The sequence below is a fragment of the Lonsdalea quercina subsp. quercina genome (genome assembly GCF_000688695.1).
Lineage (GTDB): Bacteria > Pseudomonadota > Gammaproteobacteria > Enterobacterales > Enterobacteriaceae > Lonsdalea > Lonsdalea quercina_D.
Map to the genome: position 1 here is coordinate 129,530 of NZ_JIBQ01000004.1, position 16,194 is coordinate 145,723.

General features: G+C 56.8%; 13 protein-coding genes and 1 riboswitch. Of the genes, 5 read left to right on the plus strand and 8 right to left on the minus strand.

Annotation, left to right across the window (positions count from 1 at the left end; genetic code table 11):
* Nucleotides 1-300 precede the first annotated feature (300 nt).
* The 4 genes from thiQ to sgrR form a co-directional block, all read right to left on the minus strand.
* Nucleotides 301-1,017, minus strand: coding sequence for a thiamine ABC transporter ATP-binding protein ThiQ (gene thiQ / locus SB13_RS03895; RefSeq protein WP_026739092.1), 717 nt, complete (start codon nt 1,015-1,017; stop codon nt 301-303).
* Nucleotides 1,001-2,611, minus strand: coding sequence for a thiamine/thiamine pyrophosphate ABC transporter permease ThiP (gene thiP / locus SB13_RS03900; protein ID WP_026739093.1), 1,611 nt, complete (start codon nt 2,609-2,611; stop codon nt 1,001-1,003). Before thiP ends, thiQ begins: the two co-directional genes overlap by 17 nt.
* Nucleotides 2,587-3,570 (minus strand): thiamine ABC transporter substrate binding subunit, encoded by a 984-nt coding sequence (gene thiB / locus SB13_RS03905; RefSeq protein WP_026739094.1) that lies wholly within the window; start codon nt 3,568-3,570, stop codon nt 2,587-2,589. Before thiB ends, thiP begins: the two co-directional genes overlap by 25 nt.
* Before the next feature lie 42 nt (nt 3,571-3,612).
* Nucleotides 3,613-3,732: riboswitch (TPP riboswitch) on the minus strand.
* A 40-nt stretch (nt 3,733-3,772) separates the two neighbouring features.
* Nucleotides 3,773-5,431, minus strand: a complete 1,659-nt coding sequence (gene sgrR, locus SB13_RS03910) for an HTH-type transcriptional regulator SgrR (protein WP_026739095.1) — start codon at nt 5,429-5,431, stop codon at nt 3,773-3,775.
* Nucleotides 5,432-5,537: 106 nt separating this feature from the next.
* Between sgrR and sgrT the strand changes: the two genes are divergently transcribed.
* From sgrT to SB13_RS03930, 4 genes are all read left to right on the plus strand, one after another.
* Nucleotides 5,538-5,702 (plus strand): glucose uptake inhibitor SgrT, encoded by a 165-nt coding sequence (gene sgrT, locus SB13_RS03915; RefSeq protein WP_026739096.1) that lies wholly within the window; start codon nt 5,538-5,540, stop codon nt 5,700-5,702.
* 293 nt (nt 5,703-5,995) lie between these two features.
* Nucleotides 5,996-7,501, plus strand: coding sequence for a glycine betaine/L-proline transporter ProP (gene proP / locus SB13_RS03920; RefSeq protein WP_026739097.1), 1,506 nt, complete (start codon nt 5,996-5,998; stop codon nt 7,499-7,501).
* A 333-nt stretch (nt 7,502-7,834) separates the two neighbouring features.
* On the plus strand, nt 7,835-8,116 hold the full coding sequence (locus SB13_RS03925) for a ribonuclease G (RefSeq protein WP_235202359.1): 282 nt from the start codon (nt 7,835-7,837) through the stop codon (nt 8,114-8,116).
* A 220-nt stretch (nt 8,117-8,336) separates the two neighbouring features.
* A complete protein-coding gene (locus tag SB13_RS03930; protein ID WP_026739099.1) occupies nt 8,337-9,242 on the plus strand; it encodes a siderophore-interacting protein in 906 nt (301 codons plus the stop codon).
* 47 nt (nt 9,243-9,289) lie between these two features.
* On the opposite strand, the gene leuD is transcribed toward SB13_RS03930, so the two are convergent.
* The 4 genes from leuD to leuA form a co-directional block, all read right to left on the minus strand.
* Nucleotides 9,290-9,892, minus strand: a complete 603-nt coding sequence (gene leuD / locus SB13_RS03935; protein WP_026739100.1) for a 3-isopropylmalate dehydratase small subunit — start codon at nt 9,890-9,892, stop codon at nt 9,290-9,292.
* 12 nt (nt 9,893-9,904) lie between these two features.
* Nucleotides 9,905-11,305 carry a 3-isopropylmalate dehydratase large subunit gene (gene leuC / locus SB13_RS03940; protein WP_026739101.1) on the minus strand — a complete coding sequence of 467 codons (1,401 nt, stop codon included), beginning with the start codon at nt 11,303-11,305 and terminating at the stop codon, nt 9,905-9,907.
* Between the two features lie 2 nt (nt 11,306-11,307).
* Nucleotides 11,308-12,399 carry a 3-isopropylmalate dehydrogenase gene (leuB, locus tag SB13_RS03945; RefSeq protein ID WP_026739102.1) on the minus strand — a complete coding sequence of 364 codons (1,092 nt, stop codon included), beginning with the start codon at nt 12,397-12,399 and terminating at the stop codon, nt 11,308-11,310.
* A complete protein-coding gene (gene leuA / locus SB13_RS03950) occupies nt 12,399-13,976 on the minus strand; it encodes a 2-isopropylmalate synthase (protein ID WP_026739103.1) in 1,578 nt (525 codons plus the stop codon). Before leuA ends, leuB begins: the two co-directional genes overlap by 1 nt.
* A 1,039-nt stretch (nt 13,977-15,015) precedes the next feature.
* Between leuA and cra the strand changes: the two genes are divergently transcribed.
* On the plus strand, nt 15,016-16,020 hold the full coding sequence (gene cra / locus SB13_RS03955) for a catabolite repressor/activator (protein WP_026739104.1): 1,005 nt from the start codon (nt 15,016-15,018) through the stop codon (nt 16,018-16,020).
* Nucleotides 16,021-16,194 lie beyond the last annotated feature (174 nt).

Here is a 16,194-nt window from a genome sequence, read left to right on the forward strand (position 1 = left end):
AGTTTGGGAGCGGGGGGCAGAAAGAACAAACCCCGCTCGGCTGGCGCCGGCGGGGTTTGAGAATCTCTTCTGGATTCGGACCCGTTACGGCGCGTTGCCGACCACGACGACGACCACTAGGCGCACGACGACGACCGCATCGACGAGTGCGGTGTTGGATAGTGCTAGCGTGGAGGACGTGTGTTTCACGGAGAATCCTGTAATTGGTTTTTTTAAACCATGTGCATGGACAGGCCATATTCACATGGGCTGTGGCAGACAATAACCCACAACCGTGAAAAGGTCAAAACCTGTTCGCCATCAGTTTTTATTTTGTTCAGCGGGGGCGATCCCGAGGATCTGAGCGGCGGCAACGCGCCCCTGTTGCAGGTCGCGGGTTGAGCCGTCGTAAGCCACGCGGCCATCGACCACCAGCGCGGTGCGATCGGCGATACGGGCGGCGTCCTCAAGGTGGTGCGAGACCATCAGCAGCGTCAGTTGGCGATCGCGGCATACGTCGTCGACCAGCGTCAGCATCTCTGCGCGCAACGCCGGGTCGAGCGCGGAGAACGGCTCATCCAGCAGCAAAATCGGCTGCTGGCGCAGCAGGCAACGCGCCAGCGCCGCCCGTTGCCGCTGGCCGCCCGACACCTGCGACGGGAGCCGATCCAACAGGGCGGTCAACCCGACACGTTCAGCGATGTGATTCAACGCTACGCGCTGCGGCTGTGTCAGCTTCAGACCGGGATGCAGTCCCAGCGCGATATTCTGCGACAGCGTCAGGTGGGGGAAGAGATTGTTTTCCTGAAACAGAATCGACACCGGCCTTTTGGCCGGCGGCGTCCGGCGGTGATCCGCGCCGTTCAGCAGAAGCTGGCCGCTATCCGCGAGAAGAAAACCGGCGATAAGGCTGAGCAGCGAGCTTTTGCCTGCGCCGCTTGGACCGAGCACGGCGACGCGTTCACCGGCTTCCACGCGCAGATCGAACTGCATCGGCTGGTGCTGGTAGAGATAAGTCAGTTTATCGAGAACGATCATAATCGCCTGCCCGTTTTTCAATCAGGGTGAACAGAACAAAACATAGCAGCAGCAAAAGCAGAGCGGTCACGGCGCCGTCGGCGCTGCGGTAAGCGCCGATTTGCTGGTACAGATAAAACGGCAGCGTCCGGAACTGTTCGTTGCCGAACAGCGCGATGATGCCGAAATCGCCAAGCGAGAGAATCGAGGAAAACGCCAGCGCCTGAGCGATCGGCGCCCGCAGCGCCCGGAGTTCGATGGTTTGCAGTCGCCGCCAGCCGCGGATATCCAGCGACTGACACAGCAGGTTGTAACGCTCGGCGATGTCATACATCGGATTTTCCAGCACTTTCAGCGCGTAGGGGATTGCCATCAGCGCGTTCGTCGCCGCCACCAGCCACAGGGGCGACGTCGGCAGCCCGATGGTGCCGTTCAGCAGCAGGAAAAAGCCGCTCGCCAGCACGATGCCGGGCATCGCCAAAATCAGCATGCCGCTGAGATCCAACAGCTGGGCGGAGAGCGGGCGGCGACGCAGTTTAAGTTCCCGGCTGCTCCACAGCAGCATCAGCGTTAGCAATACGCACAGCAGGCCGGAGATAAGCGCGACCTTTAGCGAGGTCCACAGCGCATCCCACAGTGCGGGCTGACGCAACACGACGGGCAGGGAGGCGTTCAGTCCGTCCGTCACCACGGCCAGCAGCGGCGGCAGAAGCAGCACGAGCGCGGCCACGATCAACAGCGCGTCCGTTATGCGGTTGAACCGGGTATCCTGAGGATTTCGCCAGCGCGTCTGCTGGCTGTACCCGACCGGCAGCAGTTTGGCCAGCCGCTGGCTGAGCAGAACCAGACCGAGGCAGCATCCCATCTGGATTAGCGCCAACAGCGAGGCGCGCGCCGGATCGTAGTCGAAGCTCAACGCCTGATAGATCGCCAGCTCGATGGTGGTGGCTTTGGGTCCGCCGCCTAGCGAGAGCACGACGGCGAAACTGGCGAAACAGAGCATAAAGATCAGCGCGGCTGCAGGCAGAAGCTGTCGGCGCAGCCACGGCCACTCCACGATGCGAAAATGTTGCCACTCCCCCATTCCGAGCTGCGCGGCCACCTGCCGCTGTTCGGTGGCGATGCCTTCCAGCGCCTGCAGCATCAGTCGCGTCGCCAGCGGCAGATTGAAGAAAACGTGCGCCAGCAGTATGCCGCCGAGTCCATAGGGGGAAAACGAGTAAGACATCCCGAACGCCGCCGTCAACTGCGAGAGCCATCCGTGCCGCCCGTAGACGCTCAGCAGGCCGAACACGGTCACCAGAACCGGTAGCACCAGCGTCATGGCGTATAGTCTAAGCAGCCAGCGATGCCCCGGAAAACGGCGGCGATAGAGCGCGCGCGCCAGAAAAATCGCCGGGATGGTCGACAGCAGCGTCGAGAGCGACGCCTGCCAAAACGTGAAGCGGATGACGTGCCACAGATAGTCGTCCTGCCATAGCGCGCGCCACGGATTCTGAGGCGCCTGAAGCCACAGCGCGCCGAAGGCCAGCGCGGCGACCACGACCAGCAGCAGCGCGGCGACGGCNCCGGGCCAGAGCCAGCCGGGGATTAGCGGCTGACGGCGCGTTGCCATGCCTGAATCCAGTCGTTACGCTGCGCGGCGACTTGCTGCGGCGTATATGACAGCGTCGTCGCCGGTTTGTCCAGTCGCTGGAAGCCCGCGGGCAGCGGCGTGTCGATGACCGGATACATCCAGTTGGTGGTCGGGATGAGCTGCTGGAAGGCCGGGCTGACCATGAACTTCAGGAAGCGCTCGGCCAGCTGTGGCTGTTGGCTGCTTGCCAGACGACCGGCGACCTCCACCTGGAGATAGTGTCCCTCGCTAAAGGGCGCCGCGACATAGTTCTCTTTCTTCTCTTCGATGATGTGATAGGCGGGCGAGGTGGTGTAGCTCAGCACCAGATCGGCTTCGCCCTTTAGAAACAGCCCATAGGCTTCGCTCCAGCCTTTGGTGACGGTGACCGTCTTGGCGGCCAGCTTCTGCCAGGCTTGCGGGGCGTCGTCGCCATAGACCTTCTGCATCCAGAGCAGCAGACCGAGGCCCGGCGTGCTGGTGCGCGGATCCTGATAAATGACTTTCCACGGCTCTGGGCTGTCGACGAGTTCATGCAGGCTGCGCGGTGGGTTTTTCAGTTTGTCGCGGTTATAGATAAAGGCGAAGTAGCCGTAGTCATAGGGCACGAAAGTGTCATTATGCCAGCCGCCCGGCAGAGAGAGCGCGTCGGTATCGACGGTCCGCTGGCTGAAGAGGCCGGTGTGTTCCGCGGCTTGAAGCAGGTTATTGTCCAGCCCCAGCACGATATCGGCCTGCGTGCGCTTTCCTTCCATCCGCAGACGGNTAAGCAACGCCACGCCGTCGGCCAGCGCCACAAATTTCAGCTCGCAGTCGCACTCTTTTTCGAATGCGGTTTTAACGCGAGGACCGGGGCCCCATTCCGAGGAGAACGAGTCGTAGGTATAAACGGTTAGCGTGGGTTTCGCCAACGCCGGGGCAGAAAGCATCAACAGGCAGGACAGTAATTTTTTTAACACTTTGCACTCCTGAGAAAAGGGTGGCAAAGGTCTTTGAGCAAGCGGCAAAGCACTCCCAAATCCCTTCGCCGGTATTAACCGGATCAGGTTCGACGGGTATTTTCTCAGCGTAAAGCGGACGGTATGACAGCGCCGGACTTTATCGCACCCCGTTGAGAACTCACGCATTGTAGAGACTTCGTGCCTGGAGTCAAAGCGCGCGTCAGTTTTCCGGCGGCGCGAACCAGGCGGATTTGAAATCAAACCACCCCAGCGTATTCATACGAATCCCGCGCATGCTGCGCTGCCCTTGCAACTGCAGCCAGTGGTGAAAAAGCGGGTGGATCTGCTGCTGAGTCACGAGCGCTTGGCTCCAGTCCGCCAGCGACCAGACGCCCCGACGCCACTGGCTGGCGTCTTCGGCCAGATCCCGATCCAGACAATGCTGCATCAGCGGCAGTTCGTAGAGCAGGGCGAACAGGGAGAACTCGAGCGGTAGATAGAAATTGGCGCTGCCGAGCCAGATATCGCTCGCTTCGGCGCCCTGATACCACTCAGCATAGTCGATGCGTTGGATCGACAGCGTCACGCCGTGGGCCGACAGCAGCCGACGGATGATGTCGCTGATGTCATGATATTCGGCGTGCTCATGATAGAAGGTGAGGTTCAGGTGCGTGAGATCGTCGGGTTTGTCCTGCGTCAGGCGAGGCTGGGCGTGGTGCCAGCGCGGCAGCAGGCCGTAGGCCGGGGACCAGTTGCACTGGNAAGTCTCGTCGGCGAGTCCGAGCAGGGCGACAGGACTCAGAACCTGACACAGCCAGTCTCTGATGTCCGGGCGCGAGGTCAGCGGCGAGCGCCGGTCGAATAGCAAAAAGTAACAGCCTTCCTCCAGTCGATTCTCCAGTTCATTGTTCGGCGAGTTGTCATTTTGTAGTTGAAGCGAGCAGGAGGGCGCGTCCGGCGCGTCCGGCAATACCCAGACGCTGACTTCGTCGATGAGCGCGCGATATCCGAAATAGTCGTCGAAGGCGTTAATTTTCAACTGCGTGTTGCTGTTACGCAGCACAGCGTAAGGGCCGGTGCCCACCGGGTGACGGATGAAGTCGGGAAGCGTTTTCCACTCCTGCGGCAAAATCATCGCGGACACGCTGCCGAGCAGCCAGGGAAACCAGACATCCGGCGTCGTCAGGTGCACGTCCAGCACGGACGGAATGGGCGACTCGATGGCGAAAATATGTGAAAACAGCGGCATGGCGGTGATGCGTTGCAAAGACGCGATCACATCTTCCATCGTCAGCTCCCGACCGTGATGAAAACGAACCGCCGGGCGCAGGTAAAAACGCCAGTGCTGGGGTGTGACCTGCTGCCAGTGATGGGCTAAATCCGGCAGGAGTTCCCCATTTTCCTCATTTATGGTGGTTAACCCGCTAAATATCTGGCGGGCCAGATGCGTCTCCGAACGTCGCAGCGCCGAGCCGGGCAGCAGATTACGCATCGGCCGATAGTAGGCGATGCGCAGCAGATGTTTACCTTGCCGGAAACTGCGCCCGATGTGGGAGAGCAGCATCTGCCGCACCTGTGATTTGTCCCCCACCAACTGCACCAGCTGGTCGATCCGATCCTGCTCCAGCAGGTCTTCCGCCCGCTGTTGCTGCAGCGTCAGACCGGTATAGAGGAAGCTAAGCCGTGAGCGTTTCCCTCGCCCCGCTTCTGCTTCCCAGGTCAGCCAACCCTCTTCCTGCATGGCTCGCAGGAGCGAGCGAATATGCCGCCGCGAGCAGTTGAGGACGCCGGTCAGCTCCTGCAACGTGGTGTCGGTAGGCTGTCCTTGCAGGTGTTGCCAGAGCCGGATGAACTGTTGTTGCAGTCGGGATGAGGACATAAAGGGGAACTCCGCAGCCAAAAGTCATCAATATATTTTCCCCTATCTTACGTTGATACTTTGTCACAACGAAAGCGCAAATAATGAACGGTCGGAGGGCATGACGATGGCACTATCACGATTGTATCGGAGTTATCGCAATATCCTGTCCCTGGGACACTCGGCGTGGGGGCGCTGGTTGTCGGCTTCTCAGCGGCTGGCGCTGCTGATGCAGGTGACGCAGTGGCAGACGGAGAATATGTCTGATGAGGAATACCGTCACTGGATTTGATGGTGACGACGTTTCGGTTTTCTGAGTGATGGTGAAGATTTCACCGGCCGGCGGTCATCCCGCCGGCTTTTTTTTGGACCGAAATAAGTGACAAGATCTTATGCTAATATGGGCTATAGAAGTGAGTAAAGGAACGTCAAAGTCGATATAAACATTCAACCTATGGTAACATGCTAGTAAATGAAACTGGGTTAATCGGTTATAGCGAAATAAAAAACTATCTTGATGTGACCATCCTTCAGTGAGACGTTTCAATTCAGTCTATTACATTAAAACAGGTAAAATAATTCACTATGAAGTTACGCAGAAAAAAGGCACGACCCATCGTTCTGGGCGATGTCACCATTATTGACGACACGCGTTTACGTAAAGCCATTACCGCCGCTGCGCTCGGCAATGCCATGGAATGGTTTGATTTCGGTGTGTACGGCTTCGTTGCCTATGCATTGGGCCAAGTCTTCTTCCCCGGCGCTAACCCCAGCGTCCAGATGATCGCCGCACTGGCGACCTTCTCCGTTCCCTTCCTGATTCGTCCGCTGGGCGGGCTGTTCTTCGGCTCCCTGGGCGACAAATACGGCCGTCAGAAAATATTGGCCATCACCATTATCATCATGTCGGTCAGTACCTTCTGTATCGGCTTGATACCGTCCTATAACTCCATTGGGATCTGGGCGCCGATACTGCTGCTGCTGGCTAAAATGGCCCAGGGCTTCTCCGTGGGCGGCGAATATACCGGCGCATCCATCTTCGTCGCCGAATACTCCCCAGACCGGAAGCGTGGCTTCATGGGTAGCTGGCTGGACTTTGGCTCCATTGCCGGGTTTGTGCTGGGCGCGGGCGTTGTGGTGCTGATCTCCGCCATCATCGGCGAAGCCGCGTTCCTGGAATGGGGCTGGCGTATCCCGTTCTTCCTGGCGTTGCCGCTCGGGATCATCGGTCTCTACCTGCGTCATGCGCTGGAAGAAACACCGGCGTTCCAGCAGCACGTTGAGAAGATGGAAAAAGACGACCGCGACGGTTTGAACACCGGACCTCGTGTCTCTTTCAAAGAGATCGCCACCAAACACTGGAAAAGTCTGCTGTCTTGTACGGGGCTGGTCATTGCCACCAACGTCACTTACTACATGCTGCTGACTTACATGCCGAGCTACCTGTCGCATAACCTGCACTACTCCGAGAACCACGGTGTGCTGATTATCATCGCCATCATGATCGGGATGCTGTTTGTCCAGCCGGTGATGGGGCTGCTCAGCGACCGCTTCGGACGTAAACCGTTCGTCGTGATCGGTAGTGTGGCGATGTTCCTGCTGGCTATCCCTTGCTTCATGATGATCAACAGCGGCGCAATCGGCTTGATCTTCCTGGGTCTGCTGATATTGGCGGTGATTCTGAACGCCTTTACCGGTGTCATGGCCTCTTCGTTGCCGGCGATGTTCCCGACTCACATTCGCTACAGTGCGTTGGCCAGCGCCTTTAACATCTCTATCCTGATTGCAGGTCTGACGCCGACGGCGACAGCGTGGCTGGTTGAAGCCAGCAACAATCTGTTTATGCCCGCCTACTACCTGATGGTGATTGCCGTCATCGGTCTGATTACCGGTATCTTCATGAAGGAAACGGCCAACAAGCCGCTGAAAGGCGCGACGCCTGCGGCTTCTGACCTGAGTGAGGCCAAAGAGCTGCTGCGCGAGCATCACGATAATATCGAGCATAAAATCGACGATATTAACGGGCAGATCACCGAGCTGGAGAAGAAACGCCAGTCGCTGATCGATCAGCATCCTCGCATCAACGAGTAATCGTTAGCCGCTTTCAGTGAGGCACTCCGCCTTCCTGACGCTAAAACAGGCAGAAGCCCGCTGGGCCTCTGCCTGTTTTTTTCTGGTCGCTTTCCACGGATTTTCCTGTCACACCGCGAAGCTGTTCATCGACGCGCCCACCCCGCGAAAGGTTAATTAAGTTAAATAATTGCGTGATCATAGTGTCTATACAAAATAGTTGAAGCTTGAATGGAGCTCGTTGTACTGTCCGTCGCGTTATATTTTGTCCTATTTTGAAAGGAAAACTCACACATGGCCGAATATGGAAAAGCAGTACCAAGAGAAATAAAAGGATGGAACTGGGGCGCATTTATGTTCAACATCGTTTGGGGAGTGGGCAACAAAACTTACCTGCCGCTGTTGTGTTTTATTCCTGTGTTGAACATTGTCTGGATATTTGTGTGCGGCTTCAAAGGCAACGAATGGGCCTGGCAGAACGCCGACTATGATGATGTCGAAACGTTTAAACGCGTACAGAATAGTTGGAATAGAGCCGGTCTGTTCGCCTTCGTTCTGGCGCTGGTTTCGGTGTTTTTCTCCATTTTTATTCTGTCCACCATGATGGTGTCCATCGCGGGTGCGCTGATGCATTAATCGCATCAAATCAATGGCATTTGTTACTGCGTGACGAATGCCATTTCTTCGGTTATTTCCCCCCTTCTGAACCGTTTCAATCGCTTGAATGTTCACTCTTCGTCTCACTTTGCGAGGCGGCTTCCACACTCTGTAAATGCTTGTATCAATAATTGTTCTCATTATCAGTTGAATGCTAACATTCCTGGCTCGAACACGGTGGAAACCCAGGGGAATGAGTATGGCGGGAGCGAAAGAGTACAAGATTTTCGAGGTCGCGCTGGCGCGTAAACAGCGGCTGAGCCCGTCCATGATGCGCTGTGTTTTTAGCGGCGAGTCGGTGCGCGAGATGACGACCGGCGCGCCCGATCAGCGCATCAAACTCCTGTTCCCGGCAATCGATGGCACGCCGTCTCAATTGCCGGATGTCGCGAATTGGTATGCCGAGCTGCTGGCGTTGCCGAAACGCCAACGTCCGATTGCGCGAACCTACACCCTTCGCCGTTTGAATGCGGCAGCGGGGGAGGTGGAAGTGGAGTTCGTCATTCACGGCACGGAAGGCCCGGCGTCATCATGGGCGATGCGCGCTGAGCCGGGTGATCGTCTGCAGATGGTGGCGCCCTGCGCCGACTCGCGGGGCCGCCAAGGCGGCTATGAGTGGTTGCCCACTGAACAGACCCGCCGGGCGTTGCTGATCGCTGACGAAACCGCGTTTCCCGCCGTGAAAGGGATTCTGGAACAACTGGCCGGTCAGGCGTCTCCGCCTCAGGTTCAGGCTTTTATCGAATTGCCGCTTCGTGCCGACTGTCAGGACTTCAGCCATTTCACCTTCGCTGATATTCATTGGTTGCCGCGGGAGGAGTGCGGGGCAAAACACGGCGAGCGGCTGCTGGATGCGGTCCGCGATGCGCTTATCTTGCCGCAGGCCCAAAGCATGCCTTCCGTCGTGTCGTTAACGGAAGTCCCGGACGACGAACTGTTGTGGGAAAGGGCGGAGAGTCAGCACGGGCAGTTTTTCGGCTGGGTAGCGGCCGAATCATCGGTGGTTAAAGCTTTGCGGCGCTATCTGGTAGGCGAGCGAGGTGTGGCGAGAGAGTCGATGGCGTTTATGGCGTATTGGTGTCAGGGGCCGCGCCGGGAGGGATAAGAGCAGGCCCGCCTAAGCGGGCCTGGGACAGGATGATACGATAAGGCTTAACGCAGGAATGTCGGCTGCGTTTCCTCATAGCGGGCAATCGCCGCTTCGTGTTGCAGCGTCAGGCCGATGTTATCCAGACCGTTGATCATGCAGTGGCGACGGAAGCTATCGATTTCAAACGGATAGCTCTTGTCGCCCGCTTTCACACCCTGAGCTTCCAGGTCGACGGTGAAAGTGATGCCTTCGTTGTTTTCCACCAGGGTGAACAGTTCGTCGACGTCGGCGTCGCTCAGTCGAACCGGCAGCAGCTGGTTGTTCAAGGCGTTGCCGTAGAAAATATCGGCGAAGCTCGGCGCAATCACCACGCTGAAGCCGTAGTCGGTCAGCGCCCATGGGGCATGTTCGCGAGATGAACCGCAGCCGAAGTTTTCACGGGTCAGCAGGATACTGGCGCCTTTGTAACGAGGCTGGTTCAGCACGAACTCGGGATTCGGCTGCTGGCCCGCATCATCCAGAAAACGCCAGTCGTTGAACAGGTGCTGGCCGAAACCGGTACGGGTCACCTTCTGCAGAAACTGCTTGGGAATGATGGCATCGGTATCGACGTTGGCGTTGTCCAGCGGGACGACCAGACCAGTATGTTGAGTAAATTTAGTCATGGGTTATCCCTCTCAGTTCAGTTCACGAATGTCGGCGAAACGACCGGTCACCGCGGCTGCGGCGGCCATTGCGGGGCTGACCAGATGAGTCCGTCCGGCACGGCCCTGACGACCTTCGAAGTTGCGGTTGCTGGTGGAAGCACAGCGCTCGCCCGGATTCAGACGGTCGTTGTTCATCGCCAGACACATCGAGCAGCCAGGCAGGCGCCATTCAAAGCCGGCCTCGATGAAGATCTTGTCCAGACCTTCCTCTTCCGCCTGCGCTTTTACCGGGCCTGAGCCGGGAACGACCATCGCCTGTACGCCCGCGGCGACTTTACGGCCTTTGGCGATAGCGGCGGCGGCGCGCAGATCTTCGATCCGCGAGTTAGTGCAGGAGCCGATGAAGACTTTGTCGATGGCAACGTCGGTCAGTTTGATCCCCGCTTTCAGCCCCATGTAATTCAACGCTTTTTCGGCGGAGGCGCGCTCAACCGGATCGTTGAAGGATTCCGGTGCCGGAATCGCCTGATTCACGCCGATCACCTGACCGGGGTTGGTGCCCCAAGTGACCTGCGGCGCGATGTCGGCGGCGTTCAGCGTGACGACGCTGTCGAACTGCGCATCCGCGTCCGATTTCATCGTTTTCCAGTAAGCCACGGCTTCTTCCCATTCGCCGCCCTTTGGCGAGAACTGGCGCCCTTTCAGGTAGGCGAAAGTCGTTTCATCCGGAGCGACCAGGCCGGCTTTGGCGCCCATTTCAATCGCCATGTTGCACAGGGTCATACGGCCTTCCATGCTCAGCGCTTCGATGGCCTTGCCGCAGAACTCGACCACATGACCGGTGCCGCCGGCGCTGCCGGTTTTACCGATGATCGCCAATACGATGTCTTTGGCGGTGATGCCGGGGGCCGCATCGCCGGTGACTTCAATCTTCATGGTTTTCGCGCGGCCCTGTTTCAGGGTCTGCGTCGCCATCACGTGTTCAACTTCAGAAGTCCCGATGCCGAACGCCAGCGAACCGAACGCGCCGTGTGTGGCCGTGTGGGAGTCGCCGCAGACGATGGTCATGCCCGGCAGCGTCATGCCTTGCTCAGGACCGATCACGTGAACGATGCCCTGATAGGGGTGGTTCAGATCGTACAGCTGTACGCCGAACGCTTTGCAGTTCTTGATCAGTTCCTGCATCTGGATGCGGGCCATCTCACCGCTGGCGTTAATATCGCGCGTCTGGGTGGAGACGTTGTGATCCATCGTGGCGAAGGTTTTGCTGGGCTGACGCAGCTGGCGGCCCTTGGCGCGCAAGCCGTCGAACGCTTGGGGCGATGTTACTTCATGCACCAGATGACGGTCGATATACAGCAGCGGCGTTTCGTTTTCCGCTTCGTACACGACGTGCGCATCAAATAATTTCTGATATAACGTTTTACCCATGATCACACCCCTTCCGCGACATAGCGGGCAATCACGTCGCCCATTTCACTGGTGCCGATGGCTTTACCGTCACGAGCCAGATCGCCCGTGCGGTATCCGGCCTCCAGCGCATGATTCACCGCTTGCTCAATGGCGGAAGCGGCGGCATCTTCNCCCAGGCTGTAACGCAGCAGCAGGGCCGCAGACAGGATTTGTGCAATCGGGTTGGCGATGTCTTTGCCAGCGATATCAGGCGCGGAACCGCCTGCGGGTTCATACAGACCGAAGCCGGATTCGTTCAGGCTGGCGGAAGGCAGCATGCCCATCGAGCCGGTGATCATGGCGCATTCGTCGGAAAGAATGTCGCCGAAAATGTTGGAGCACAGCACCACGTCGAACTGGGCCGGATCTTTGATCATCTGCATCGTGGCGTTGTCGATGTACATGTGATTCAGCTTCACATCCGGGTAATCTTTGGCGATTTCGGTAACGACCTCGCGCCACAGGATGCTGCTCTGCAGCACGTTCGCTTTGTCGATAGACGTCACGATATGGCGGCGTTTACGTGCGGATTCGAAGGCGATGCGTGCGATGCGTTCAATTTCGAAACGGTGGTAGACCTCAGTATCGAAAGCGCGTTCATCTTTACCGCTGCCTTCGCGGCCTTTCGGCTGGCCGAAATAGATCCCGCCGGTCAGTTCGCGGACGCACAGGATGTCGAAACCTTTCGCCGCGATGTCTTCGCGCAGCGGGCAGAACGCTTCCAGCCCCTGATACAGACGAGCCGGACGCAGGTTGCTAAACAGGCTGAAGTGTTTACGCAGCGGCAGCAACGCGCCGCGCTCAGGCTGCTCTGCCGGGGGCAAATGTTCCCATTTCGGACCGCCCACGGAACCGAACAGAATGGCGCTCGCCTGTTCGCAGCCGGTGATGGTGTCTTTCGGCAGCGGTGTGCCCTGACGATCGATGGCGGCGCCGCCGATATCGTACTCGCTGGTTGTTATGTTTAAACCAAAACGCTGGCGTACGGCTTCCAACACTTTATATGCCTGCGCCATGACTTCCGGACCGATGCCGTCACCAGGCAGTACGGCGATATGGTAACTTTTGTTCATCACACTGTTTCCTGACTATTTTGTTTGTTGTTCTGCTGCTGCAAACGCAGTAATTCCTTTTCAACCATCTGCGCGCGCTGAATATTGTTCAATACGTTCACCATGGCGTTCGCGGAGGATTCGACGATATCCGTCGCCAGACCCACGCCGTGGAAGCGGCGGTTCTGATATTCGACCACGATGTCTACCTGACCCAGCGCTTCTTTGCCGTGACCTTTGGCGGACAGCTGATACTGCACCAGATTGATATCGAAACCGGTGATACGGTTGATGGCTTTGTAGACGGCGTCGACCGGGCCGTTGCCGGTGGCGGCTTCTGATTTGATTTCGTCGCCGCAGGCCAGTTTGACCGACGCTGTGGCCATGACGCTGGAGCCTGATTGTACGCTGAAATAATCCAGGCGGTAGAGGGCGGCGTCTTCTTGTTTATTGTTGATGAACGCCAGCGCTTCCAAGTCGTAATCAAACACTTGGCCTTTCTTGTCCGCCAGTTTCAGGAAGGCGGAGTACAAATCATCCAGGTTGTAGTCGCACTCTTTATAGCCCATCTCTTCCATGCGGTGTTTTACGGCGGCGCGGCCTGAGCGTGACGTCAGGTTCAGCTGCNCTTCTTTCAGACCGATGGATTCCGGCGTCATGATTTCGTAGTTTTCGCGATTCTTCAGCACGCCGTCCTGATGGATGCCGGAAGAGTGGGCGAAGGCGTTGGCGCCGACGACGGCTTTGTTGGCCGGAATCGGCATATTGCAGATCTGACTGACCATCTGGCTGGTGCGATAAATTTCCTGATGGTTGATGTTGGTGTGCAGATTCATCAGCTTTTGACGCACTTTGATCGCCATGATGACTTCTTCCAGCGCACAGTTACCGGCGCGTTCGCCGATGCCGTTCAGCGTTCCTTCGACCTGACGGGCGCCCGCGTTGACCGCCGCCATGGCGTTGCCGACCGCCAGACCCAGATCGTCGTGGGTGTGGACGGAGATAATGGCTTTATCGATATTGGGAACGCGCTGGTACAGCGAAGCGATGATATTGCCGAATTCATGAGGCAGGGTATAGCCGACGGTATCTGGAATGTTGATAGTGCGGGCGCCGGCATTAATAGCGGCTTCCACGACGCGACTCAGATCGTCAATCGGCGTCCGTCCCGCATCTTCACAGGAGAACTCGACGTCGTCGGTGTAGTTGCGCGCGTGTTTGATCATATAGATGGCGCGTTCAATCACGTCATCCAGCGTACTGCGCAGCTTGGTGGCGATATGCATCGGCGAGGTGGCGATAAAGGTATGAATACGGAATGCGTCAGCCACTTTCAGGGCTTCGGCCGCAACATCGATATCCTTCTCTACACAGCGGGCCAGTGCACAGACGCGGCTGTTTTTGATCTGCCGGGCGATGGACTGTACTGAATCGAAATCACCAGGCGATGAGACCGGGAAGCCCACTTCCATCACATCGACCCCCATACGTTCTAATGCCATGGCGATCTGAATCTTTTCCTTAACGCTCAGACTGGCCTGCAGCGCCTGCTCACCATCACGCAATGTGGTATCGAAAATAATCACTTCTTGGCTCATCGCTCTGGTTCCTTTGTCTTGTAAATTCTGACGCCCGGCGAGTAAAAAAAAACCCGCGCAATGGCGCGGGCTTTTTGAAGGTGTGGCGTGAAAATCAGCTGTAAATTTCGCCCACCGGCATACCGCGCATGTTAGATGCGATTAGTAGTAGGCCTAGTAGTTTTGCGAAGTGAGACATGCTGATTGTCTTCCAATGTTTGTTAGTAAATTGCTTCTCTATTATTGGTACTTGAATACTGTGGGTATGTCAACGTTTGATTTTTACGGCAACGAGGGGGTTTTTACCCGGATTTCGGCGACAAATTCGGCTTGAGTTGTTCTAAAAATAGCCAGGTTGCGCGGTGGATAAGTTGAGTCCTTGGGCAGGTTATGTCGGCATACAGGCACCCATATCGCGCTTTTTCGGGCAGAAAAGAGGATAAGCGCCGATAATATTTTTTGCTGAGCTCGCTGAAGCTCATGGGATATTTTCAGACCAACGCCGATTCTTTTGGAGTTTTAACGTAGTAAAAGTGCTTTTGGCAGCAATTTCCCCGATCGCATGCAAGAGCGTGAAGTCCGCGGAATTTGCCTGCCGTAAAGACTGCCATTATGTTGATGCGTCCTCCTTTGAGGAGGGCGAAATCACCCGGCTTTTATCCCTCGAAAATCCGCCGTAAAACGGCTGTTTATGCGGATAAAAAAATTTACCGGCAGGGTTAATGTTAAGAAAAAACGCGTTCGAAAGGTTTTTCGAGCCCGCGAGGCTGTTTTCATCTAGGGAGAGGAGGACGGTTCTCTAGGTGCTGGCGGACACGTGGTCAGCGGGCACTGAAGCGTGTCATCACTTAATCCGAAGGGGAGTCTGCTCACCGTTATAACTCGGCGCGGCTCCCGGAGGGCAATGGCAATGCCCAAACGGTCTATGAGTGTCATCATACTGTGATAAAAGCAGTTGCTGTCCGGAAGGTTATGCGGTTAGATCGAGCGGATATCCCTGGTTAGTTTATGGCTATCACTCCATTCATTCTTCATTATCTGACTTATTAAGGGGTTACCAGTGAAACTGGATGAAATTGCGCGTCTTGCGGGGGTTTCGCGTACGACGGCCAGTTATGTCATCAACGGAAAGGCGAAACAGTATCGCGTGAGCGATAAGACCGTTGAAAAGGTCATGGCTGTGGTTCGTGAACACAATTATCATCCAAATGCCGTGGCTGCCGGGCTGCGTGCCGGGCGAACGCGTTCTATCGGCCTNGTCATCCCCGATCTGGAAAATACCAGCTATACCCGCATTGCTAACTATCTTGAGCGTCAGGCGCGCCAGCGTGGCTATCAGCTGCTGATCGCCTGCTCGGAAGATCAGCCCGATAACGAAATGCGTTGTATTGAGCATCTTTTGCAGCGTCAGGTTGATGCCATTATCGTGTCTACGTCGTTGCCCCCGGAACATCCTTTCTATCAGCGCTGGGTTAAAGATCCTCTGCCGATTATCGCGTTGGACCGCGCGTTAGATCGCGAGCACTTCACCAGCGTGGTGGGTGCGGATATGGAAGATGCCGAAATGCTGGCGCGGGAGCTGCGTAACATTCCGGCTGAACGGGTGCTCTATCTGGGCGCCTTGCCGGAGTTATCCGTCAGTTTCCTGCGCGAACAAGGTTTTCGGCAGGCCTGGGAGAGCGACCCCCGGCAGGTGGAATATCTCTACGCGAACAGCTACGAACGCAGCGCGGCGGCAGCGATATTCGCGGACTATTTGCAACACAACCCGATGCCGGAAGCTTTGTTCACGACCTCTTTCCCTCTATTGCAGGGCGTGATGGACGTCACATTAAAACAGAGCGGGCGTTTACCGAATAATCTCGCTATCGCCACGTTTGGCGACAACGAACTGCTGGATTTCCTGGAATGTCAGGTGTTATCCGTCGCGCAGCGTCATCGGGAGGTGGCTGAGCGGGTGCTGGAACTGGTACTGGCGAGCTTGGATGAACCGCGTAGACCCAAGGCGGGACTTTATCGTATTCGTCGCAGTCTTTATCGCCGGGGTTCATTAAGTCGTCGTTAAGGCGATAGGGAATTGCCGGGCCGATCTCTTCCCGGCAATTCCTGTTATTCCGGCCGTTATCATCACCATTTATTGCTCGCCATCTGGATGCCTCTCTCCGAATTCTTACTCAGAGCGTGTTATTTCTGAGTATTCGCCTAAGAAAAGTCCCGTTTTATAAAAAAGTTTTTCACC